General features: G+C 48.2%; 6 protein-coding genes. 2 read left to right on the forward strand and 4 right to left on the reverse strand.

Features of this window, described 5'->3' with window-relative positions:
• Window positions 1-42: 42 nt before the first annotated feature.
• Both GRP75_RS14985 and GRP75_RS14990 read right to left on the reverse strand, forming a co-directional pair.
• Window positions 43-663 (reverse strand): glycosyltransferase family 2 protein, encoded by a 621-nt coding sequence (locus GRP75_RS14985; protein WP_337194229.1) that lies wholly within the window; start codon window positions 661-663, stop codon window positions 43-45.
• A complete protein-coding gene (locus GRP75_RS14990; protein ID WP_075154703.1) occupies window positions 660-1,598 on the reverse strand; it encodes a glycosyltransferase family 2 protein in 939 nt (312 codons plus the stop codon). Before GRP75_RS14990 ends, GRP75_RS14985 begins: the two co-directional genes overlap by 4 nt.
• Window positions 1,599-2,157: 559 nt before the next feature.
• Here GRP75_RS14990 and GRP75_RS14995 point away from each other — a divergent pair.
• A complete protein-coding gene (locus tag GRP75_RS14995; protein WP_023990117.1) occupies window positions 2,158-3,936 on the forward strand; it encodes a M4 family metallopeptidase in 1,779 nt (592 codons plus the stop codon).
• 467 nt (window positions 3,937-4,403) lie between these two features.
• Window positions 4,404-6,203, forward strand: coding sequence for a M4 family metallopeptidase (locus GRP75_RS15000; protein WP_160789697.1), 1,800 nt, complete (start codon window positions 4,404-4,406; stop codon window positions 6,201-6,203).
• Window positions 6,204-6,332: 129 nt separating this feature from the next.
• Here GRP75_RS15000 and GRP75_RS15005 read toward each other — a convergent pair whose 3' ends face one another.
• Window positions 6,333-7,112, reverse strand: a complete 780-nt coding sequence (locus GRP75_RS15005) for a WIAG-tail domain (RefSeq protein ID WP_028541466.1) — start codon at window positions 7,110-7,112, stop codon at window positions 6,333-6,335.
• A gap of 113 nt (window positions 7,113-7,225) precedes the next feature.
• Window positions 7,226-8,284, reverse strand: a 1,059-nt coding sequence (locus GRP75_RS15010; RefSeq protein WP_160789698.1) for a glycosyltransferase family 4 protein, incomplete at its 5' end; no start/stop codon positions are given.

The raw sequence follows: 8,284 nt of genomic DNA on the forward strand, positions 1-8,284 counted from the left end.
AACATCGTCAGGGTAATCACCAGCTTGCCTATGACTGTCAAATCAGGTGTAAGCCCTATCGACATGTAGTACGCGATTCAGGAATGCTTTGCACCGTGTCACGCTGTCCTGCTGGGCATAGGGCGGCAAATGTCTGCCCAGATCATTAAGCGCAACATCCGTTCCCTGATCCACCGCGTGGAGAAAAGGTAACAAATCAGATGCTGGAATCGGCAAATCTCCGTCCACGAACAGCACAATATCAGCCTGCGTCATACGCGCGCCTACTGCACGGCCAACATCATGCCCCAGTCGATCCGGCACGTTGACGAGAGTCACACTGGGATGATGTTTGGCTACGGTGGAGCGCGTGCCGTCCGTGCAGCCGTTCAATACGACAATGATATCCGTAAACGGAAGTTTTTCCAGCTCGCCCAGTACCCGGTCAATCGTTGACTCTTCATTACAGGCGCTGACCACAGCCGCTGCCGTTCCCTGTAACACAATATCTCCCGGAACTTCGCGTTCCACAGGCGGAGTCACTTCGGTCATTCCTTTCGCCCGAGGTGTGGGCTTTCTCACCCTACGGCTATGCATTGAAGTCGTCGTTCCTCGTTTTCGCTGAACACGTCTGATCCCCCAGCTCGGTTCTTCACGCTTCCCTCTGCGATACTGTCTACTCACAGTTTCACCTCGTCTCTGATCCGTTTGCGCCCCAAATCCGTATATCCCGCACGCGTTCCCAGACGCGATGTAAGCCAGGCAATGGCATCCAGATGGTCCTGAACAATTACATCTGCCAGCGGGTCCTTGCCGTTCTGTTTTTTACGTGTCGCATTTATTTTACCGACAGCTATTCCATATACAGTCACCACTCGTAACCCGGAGGCGATGGACATAGCTTGAAATAAAGGAGGTTTCTCCAAGGGCTTTAGACCTATTTCCTTTAGAGCCTTTTGACTTATGGCGTGTGGAATGCCAGTCATAGATGCTCCCCCTAAATCAGCACGATTCGACAATATATTCAATACATGCTTTGCCTCCACTACAGGATGTACGGGCGTACGATTCACAGGTCCATGGTAATCATTCAGCACCACATCCGCCCCTGCACATATGGCGTGTATAAACGGCCGGAGTCTAACGCAGGGAATGACGATATCCCCATCCAGGAAAAGCAGGATCTGTCCGGATGCCGCCTCCGCTCCAATACGACGGCCAACATCATGTCCGAGCGGTTCCGGGAAAGAAAGTACACGAGCTCCCGCCGCTGCTGCCACCTTCGCCGTTCTATCGTGTGATCCGTTCTCAACGACGATAACCTCTGTATGTGGATGGACACGGCGCGCTTCGCGAATCACAGCTCCGATTTTTTTTTGCTCATTCATGGCCGGGATAATGACAGATACGAAAAACTTTCCCACTGATGACAGTTCAGATGGTCGCTCTTCTCCGCTCTGTGCCCCTCTCTCCGTGTCGAGTACCTCCCTCATGGCAGGGGCTACCGGATTCTTATGCATGTTCGGCATTCGTAACGGCAGCCACATCTTGGAATGATAGTAAGCGCCGGAATGCCGCCTCCGTTTGATCTTGTATCCAGCTCTTCCCTGCTTCTTCATGCTCCCGTCTCACCTCCCTTCCTGCTGTATAGATGGACAGCATGATTAGGACAGTTCAACATAACCTATGCGGTCCAAAAGCCGTGTGTAACGGCAATCGTGGAGTCTTTTCGACACAGCAATTTTCGACTTTATTTTACAAAACTTATTAATCCTATTAAATAAATGAGTTATTAGGGTCTAAAGAATCATTTTGGATAAATTTGTGACATAGATCTTCTCGTCCGTCATTCTCTGTGCTAATATCAGAGCCAGATGATGGGAGTTCAAAAAATCAACATTTGTTTTTTTTGCATAAGGCAACTTTTTCCATTATCCACCATTATTCTATTTTCTTTATATACGACAGGAAAGGAGGAGTTTGTCACCTTTTTAGGCTACATGCTTCATATTGCAGTACCCTCTTTTCACGTACGCTTCATGAAAAACACTTCGGTATTTCTCTTCATGTTCCATTTTCTTCTATTCCAGACGACAACACGACCTACATAAATGGCGCAATGCCCTATTCAAGACAGGATGATTCATCCTGACATTAATCGAGGAGAGTGAATTTTTGATGAAAAAAGTATGGGTTTCGCTTCTTGGAGGAGCTATGTTATTAGGGTCTGTCGCGTCTGGTGCATCAGCGGAGAGTTCCGTTTCGGGGCCAACTCAGCTTACACCGACCTTTCACGCCGAGCAATGGAAAGCCCCTTCCTCGGTATCGGGGGACGACATTGTATGGAGCTATTTGAATCGGCAAAAGAAATCGTTACTGGGTGCGGACGACTCTAGTGTACGTGAACAATTCCGAATCGTTGATCGCACAAGCGACAAGTCCGGTGTGAGCCATTATCGGCTAAAACAGTATGTAAACGGGATTCCCGTATATGGAGCTGAACAGACTATTCATGTGGGCAAATCTGGTGAGGTCACCTCTTACTTAGGAGCGGTGGTTACTGAGGATCAGCAAGCTGAAGCTACGCAAGGTACAACTCCAAAAATCAGCGCTTCTGAAGCGGTCTACACTGCATATAAAGAAGCAGCTGCACGGATTGAAGCCCTCCCTACCTCCGACGATACGATTTCTAAAGATGTTGAGGAACAAAGCAGTGTAAGCAAAGACACTTACGCCGAAGCAGCTAACAACGAAAAAACGCTATCTACTGATAAGGACGAGCTGAGTCTTGATAAAGCATCTGCCCTGAAAGATAGCAAAATTGAAGCGGTGGAAGCAGAAAAAAGTTCCATTGCCAAAATCGCTAATCTGCAGCCAGAAGTAGATCCTAAAGCCGATCTGTACTTCTATCCTAAAGGGGATGACCTGCAGCTGGTTTATGTAACAGAAGTCAATGTTTTAGAACCTGCCCCACTGCGTACTCGCTACATTATTGATGCCAATGATGGCAGCATCGTATTCCAGTATGACATCATTAATGAAGCGACAGGCACAGGTAAAGGTGTGCTTGGTGATACCAAATCATTCACCACAACTGCTTCCGGCAGTAGCTACCAGTTAAAAGATACAACACGCGGTAACGGGGTTGTGACCTATACGGCCTCCAACCGTCAAAGCATCCCAGGTACCATTCTGACCGATGCCGATAATGTATGGAATGATCCAGCCGGCGTGGATGCCCATACGTATGCTGCCAAAACATATGATTACTATAAGGCCAAATTTGGACGCAACAGCATTGACGGACGCGGGCTGCAACTCCGTTCGACAGTCCATTACGGTAGCCGTTACAACAACGCCTTCTGGAATGGCTCCCAAATGACTTATGGAGACGGGGACGGTAGCACATTTATCGCATTCAGCGGGGACCCCGATGTGGTAGGTCATGAACTTACGCACGGTGTCACAGAGTATACTTCGAATTTGGAATATTACGGAGAGTCCGGTGCATTGAATGAGGCTTTCTCGGACGTAATCGGTAATGACATTCAGCGTAAAAATTGGCTTGTAGGCGATGATATTTATACGCCAAACATTGCAGGCGATGCTCTGCGCTCTATGTCCAATCCTACCCTGTACGATCAACCAGATCACTATTCCAACTTGTATACAGGCAGCTCCGATAACGGCGGCGTTCATACGAACAGCGGTATTATCAATAAAGCCTACTATCTGTTAGCACAAGGTGGTACTTTCCATGGCGTAACTGTAAATGGAATTGGCCGCGATGCAGCGGTTCAAATTTACTATAGTGCCTTTACGAACTACCTGACTTCTTCTTCCGACTTCTCCAACGCACGCGCTGCTGTGATCCAAGCAGCAAAAGATCAGTACGGTGCGAACTCAGCAGAAGCAACTGCAGCTGCCAAATCTTTTGACGCTGTAGGCGTAAACTAAATCATATACGCTATAATCCTCATATCCCGTCCATAGACCTTTGCCGTTATGCAACTGTTACTTGGCCCTGGCTCATACAATGGACGAAAAAATAGGGGTGCAGTGTACAAGTCTGCGCCCCTTCCCCCCTTATTTATGGCGTCCCCTCAAAGGGGCGCCCTTTTCTTGTTCATCGGGTCCCTTCGATCATTTTCGACTAAATAAGACAAATAAACAGTAAATCAGGGACTAAAGATTCATTTTGGGGTATTTTGTAAAATTAACCTTCTCGTTCGACAACCTCTGTGCTAATATCAGAGCCAAGACGATGAGATTGCAAAAAAATAAACCTTAATATTTTACATAAGGTAATTTTTATCCCATCCTCTTCACGTTTCAAAGGAGCAACAAGACTTACATATATGACGTAAGGCTTCTGCAAACAGGGTGTTTTTACCCCAACATTAATTAGGGAGAGTGAGTATGAATTGAAAAAAGTATGGGTTTCACTTCTTGGAGGGGCTATGTTATTAGGATCTATAGCGCCGGGGGCCTCCGCAGCTGAAAATTCTGTTCCCGATCCGACTCAGTTTACGCCAACATTCCAAACGGTGAACTGGAAGTCCCCTTCAACGGTAACAGGCGACAATCTGGTCTGGAGCTTTTTAAATCGACAACAAAAAACATTATTGAGTCTGGACAATACCCACATCGGTTCCCATGTGCGCGAGCAATTTCGTATCGTGGATCGTACCAGTGACAAATTTGGTACAAAGCATTATCGGTTAAAACAATACGTAGACGGAATTCCCGTATTTGGAGCCGAACAGACCATCCATGTAAACAAGTCTGGTCAAATCACCTCTTATTTGGGAGCGGTCATTTCAGAAGATCAACAAGCCGATGCTAAAGAAAATACAACTCCAAAAATCAGTGCTACTGAGGCTGTATATACCGCATATGAAGATGCAGCTATACGGGTTCAATCTCTCTCTTCCTCCGTCCAAATCGTTCCTGAACCTTACGAGGATACAAGTAGTGTAAGTAAAGACACTTACGAAAAAGCATCTAACAATGAATTATCAATCTCTCTTGATAAGGACTCCTTGGATTTGGATAAAGCAGCTGAACTGGAGAACAGTAAATTGGAAGCGGTAGCGCCTGCATCCTCTATCCCCAAAATTGCCAATCTGGAACCAAGCGTGGACCCTAAAGCAGAACTGTATATCTATCCCGATGGAGACTCAACACGTCTAGTCTATGTAACCGAAGTTAATACTTTACAACCCACTCTGCTGCGCACACGTTACTTTATTGACGCTAATGATGGAAAAATCGTTTTCAAGTATGACATCCTTAACGAAGTGATCGGCACAGGGCGCGGTGTATTCGGTGATACCAAAACATTTGAAACAACAGCTTCGGGCAAGAAGTATCAACTAAAGGATACGACTCGTGGTAAAGGAATCCTAACTTATAACGTCCACAACACCGAGACGCTCCCCGGCACCCTGTATACAGATTCAGATAACGTATGGGAAGATCCGGCTGCGGTGGATGCCCACGCTTACGCTATCCGCACTTACGATTATTACAAGGATAGATTTGGACGCGACAGCATTGACGGGCATGGCATGGCCATCGCTTCGGCAGTCCATTACGGCGCAAAGAACTACAATAATGCCCACTGGGGCGGCACTCATATGCTTTACGGAGACGGAGACGGCACGTTATTTGCCCCTTTCAGCAGCGACCTTGAAATTGTTGCCCATGAGCTGACACACGGTGTGACCGAGCATTCATCAGGGCTCGTGTATTTCGCTGAATCTGGTGCATTAAGTGAAGCCATCTCAGATATTATAGGCAACGACATTGAGCGTACCAATTGGGATTTCGGCAAAGTCGCTTATACCCCTAATATTAAGGGCGACGCCATTCGCTCCCTTTCCGATCCTGTCAAATACGGTCAAGTCGATCACTACAGCAATCTCTATCCTGATCCTAACAACGAGGATTATGGTGGAGCCCATATTAATAGTGGCATTATTAATAAAGCCTACTATTTACTGGCACAAGGAGGCACCTTCCATGGTGTCAAGGTAGATGGAATCGGACGTGATGCAGCCGTATATATTTATTATAATGCCTTCACCAATTATCTGACTTCCACGTCTAACTTCTCCACCGCGCGTGCCGCTGTTATCCAAGCGGCCAAAGATAGTTATGGTGAAAATTCAATAGCCGTAACCTCTGCTATTAAGTCTTTTGACGCTGTAGGTGTGAGATAAGTAATAAATACAAACTTCCCCGATATTACAAGTTTTCCCCCTTCCCTCTTATGTATACGGCGTCCCACTGTGGGACGCCTTTTTCTAGTATGAAGTTGATTATTGGCAACTTATATTCCTGGCTTCTTATTATTGCCCCATCGCAATCCAAAGGACCAACCCTTCACATATCGGACCTGAGTGTATGCGTTCCACAGTAAGTACTGCTGAATACCTCTGACGTTGTGTGACGGATACCAGCACTCCCGGTATACTCGCACTGGCAGTGATTACATATTGTGTATCTATAAAAGGCTTCTCAAATATAACGCTCACTTCGCCCCTATCCGCTCGTGCGGGGAGATGAAAAGAAATGCTCCCATATTGAGATGAAGCTATATGATCGTCAGAAGCCTCGTCACTGGTCGCTGATTCGTCGTGAATGGCATTCAAGTCTAATTCTTTCTCCGTATCGAAAGCTGGATCGATATCTTGCTCAGGCAAGACCACGCGTTGCTTTGGGCGGTGTCTTCCTTCCGCAATGTGAATACTGGTTATGGAACAATCCAGTAATGAATCTTGCTCTGCCTGATCTTCCGTCGTAATAGACGGTTTATCGTTATCCATCCTGCCTTCCGTATCTGACTCAGGCACAGACAACAGCAGTACAGATGCTCGATTCATCTGCATCGCTTCCTCTAGCGTTTTGGGAAGCTTATGCTTCTTCCATGCCGCTTCCTCTATAGCTTGAACCGAGGTATCCTTCTCTACGGGGGCAGGGACCGTTGCCGTCCCGCGCTGGCTCAGTCTATGACTGCCGGAAGTCGAAGCCGCTTTCTCCTTGTTAACACGGGGTGAGGGAACTGCATTGGAAAGGTTACGCCGCGCTGTTCTTTTATCCTTAGGGCTATGGTTCGTACGATGGTTCATGATGATCGCTCCTTTGGCACAGGAGTGAACCAGCGGTCGCCCCGCTTCATTCACCCGGCTGGAAGTCATGGCTAATGCCTATAAGGTAGCCTATGCGCGTAACAGCGCCTACGTCACTCCGTTGCGCAGTCCGTTATGATTTGTGCCCAGCGTTGTGCTGAGTGCTGCCATAAAAATCGTCTTCGTACCTCGTCAAGCCCGGCTTCTCCCATCCGTCGTCGCAAGCCAGGTTGCTGGAGCAGCCTGATGATGGCATCGGCCATTTCCTGCTCACCGTGAGACGGATACACAAGCCAGCCTGTCTCGCCGTGTTGTACAACTTCCGGAATACCGCCGATTCGTGAAGCGACCACAGGCACTCCTGCTGCCATGGCTTCCAGATTGACCAGCCCGAAGGCCTCATCCTTCACTGAAGGAACAACGGTCACATCGGCTAGCTGATATAGCGAGGCCAATGCTGGATGCGGAACATAGTCGAGGAATTGCACATGCTTCCCCAACCTTAGTTTATGCATCTGCCGATGCAACGACGCCGTGTACGGCGTGAGGCGGTCATGCCCGTAATAGGCACTACCTGCAATGAGCAGCAGTACGTCCGGGCATGCGCGGACGACATGCCGCAGGGCCTTGAGCAGTCGGTGAACGCCTTTTCCTGGCTTCAGTCTGCCCGCGAATAACACGATTTGGCGGCTTGACCAGCCGAAATCGTCCAATCGCGCCGATCTGGCCGCTTCTGCTGCAGGAGTCCACCTTGGCAGGAAATCGCCAGGATGGATACCCAGCTTGTTTATGACGATGCGTTCCCTGACCGCGTCGGGACAGTCAGAAGCTACGATTGCCCCCAAATACGCACTGTTCACGATAATGCGATCCATCGATGCCAGCAGCCTACCCATCTCCTCCCGTTTGAGGTGGGGCTCCCGGATGAACGTGGTCGAATGCAAAGTCAGCACAACCCGACTATCGGGTAAAGCCTCGCGAATTGCATACGCAACTGCCGGACGGTTGTGTACATCTACTACCGCTGGTAACCATCTCTTTAAATCAGCAATCACCTCAGAAATATAACCTGCTCCCCGCTTATAACGCATGCAGGGAATTCCGTCGATATAGCCATGATCAGGTGCCTCTGCTCCCTTTATGCCATAGATCTGCGCTTGGAGCTCATGACT

It is taken from the genome of Paenibacillus sp. OT2-17, from assembly GCF_009827695.1.
Lineage (GTDB): Bacteria > Bacillota > Bacilli > Paenibacillales > Paenibacillaceae > Paenibacillus > Paenibacillus polymyxa_B.

What these genes read in the sequence shown, in the direction of transcription:
- GRP75_RS15005 (WP_028541466.1), bottom strand. Translation starts at nt 7,112, where the DNA reads ATGAACCATCGTACGAACCATAGCCCTAAGGATAAAAGAACAGCGCGG.
- GRP75_RS14990 (WP_075154703.1), bottom strand. Translation starts at nt 1,598, where the DNA reads ATGAAGAAGCAGGGAAGAGCTGGATACAAGATCAAACGGAGGCGGCAT.
- GRP75_RS14995 (WP_023990117.1), top strand. Translation starts at nt 2,158, where the DNA reads ATGAAAAAAGTATGGGTTTCGCTTCTTGGAGGAGCTATGTTATTAGGG.